Source organism: Streptomyces sp. CB02980 (assembly GCF_014451325.2).
Lineage (GTDB): Bacteria > Actinomycetota > Actinomycetes > Streptomycetales > Streptomycetaceae > Streptomyces.
On sequence record NZ_JACSCH020000063.1, the window covers coordinates 1 to 1,094 of the forward strand.

A 1,094-nucleotide genomic window follows, 5' to 3' on the forward strand; every position below is an offset into this window, starting at 1 on the left:
CTCACCGACACCCAGGCCCTCGCCCTCCTCCACGCCGACGGCCCGGCCCTCGACGCCCTCACCCGCATCGCCGACGACCTCCGCACGTCGGTCTCCGGTGACGACGTCACCTACATCGTCACCAGGAACATCAACTTCACCAACGTCTGCTACACCGGCTGCCGCTTCTGCGCCTTCGCCCAGCGCCGCACCGACGCCGACGCCTACACCCTCTCCCTCGACCAGGTCGCCGACCGCGCCGAACAGGCCTGGAACGTCGGCGCCGTCGAGGTCTGCATGCAGGGCGGCATCCACCCCGACCTGCCCGGCACCGCCTACTTCGACATCGCCGCCGCCGTCAAGAAACGCGTCCCCGGCATGCACGTCCACGCCTTCTCACCCATGGAAGTCGTCAACGGCGCCACCCGCACCGGCCTGTCCATCCGCGAATGGCTCACCGCCGCCAAGGAAGCCGGACTCGACTCCATCCCCGGCACCGCCGCCGAAATCCTCGACGACGAAGTCCGCTGGGTCCTCACCAAGGGCAAACTCCCCACCACCACCTGGATCGAGGTCATCACCACCGCCCACCAACTCGGCATCCGCTCCTCCTCCACGATGATGTACGGACACGTCGACCAGCCCCGCCACTGGCTCGGCCACCTCCGCACCCTGGCCCGCATCCAGCAGGAGACCGGAGGATTCACCGAGTTCGTCACCCTCCCCTTCATCCACACCAACGCACCCGTCTACCTCGCCGGCATCGCCCGCCCCGGCCCCACCACCCGCGACAACCGCGCCGTCATCGCCATGGCCCGCCTCCTCCTCCACCCCCACATCCCCAACATCCAGACCAGCTGGGTCAAACTCGGCACCGAAGGCGCCGCCGAAATGCTCCGCTCCGGCGCCAACGACCTCGGCGGAACCCTCATGGAAGAAACCATCTCCCGCATGGCCGGATCCAGCTACGGCTCCTACCGCTCCATCCACGACCTCGAAGCCATCGCCCAAGCCGCAGGCCGCCCCGCGAAACCCCGGACCACCCTCTACGGCCAAGTACCGGACGAGCGACAGCGCACGGCAAGGGCGTCGGACGGACACCTCCCGGAACTGCT

Annotated in this window: 1 protein-coding gene; it reads left to right on the forward strand. The window is 68.6% G+C overall.

From position 1 onward, the window contains the following. A partial coding sequence (cofH, locus tag E0F75_RS39735; protein ID WP_229315917.1) for a 5-amino-6-(D-ribitylamino)uracil--L-tyrosine 4-hydroxyphenyl transferase CofH occupies positions 1-1,094 on the forward strand: 1,094 nt, incomplete at both ends.